Genomic DNA, 269 nt, shown 5'->3' with positions numbered 1-269 from the left:
GGCGTCGCCCAGGTAGGCGTAGCTGATGTCGTGCAGCGGCTTGTCGCTGTTCTCGCGCATGGTCAGCACGTCAGCGATCATCTGGGTGGGGTGGTACTCATCGGTCAGGCCGTTGAACACCGGTACGCCGGCAAACTTGGCCAGCTCTTCGACGATTTCCTGCTTGAAGCCACGGTACTCGATGGCGTCGTACATGCGCCCCAGCACTCGGGCGGTGTCCTTCATGCTTTCCTTGTGGCCGATCTGCGAGGAGTTGGGGTCGATGTAGG

At 61.3% G+C, this 269-nt stretch carries 1 pseudogene; it reads right to left on the bottom strand.

Annotated features, from left to right (window positions below):
- Nucleotides 1-269: pseudogene (locus SB751_RS31015) on the bottom strand (ornithine carbamoyltransferase subunit F); the annotation flags it as partial.

The organism is Cupriavidus sp. SIMBA_020, from assembly GCF_046535395.1.
Classification (GTDB): domain Bacteria; phylum Pseudomonadota; class Gammaproteobacteria; order Burkholderiales; family Burkholderiaceae; genus Cupriavidus; species Cupriavidus campinensis.
The sequence above is the reverse complement of the archived record's forward strand: the minus strand, read 5'-3'. Positions and strand labels throughout refer to the sequence as shown.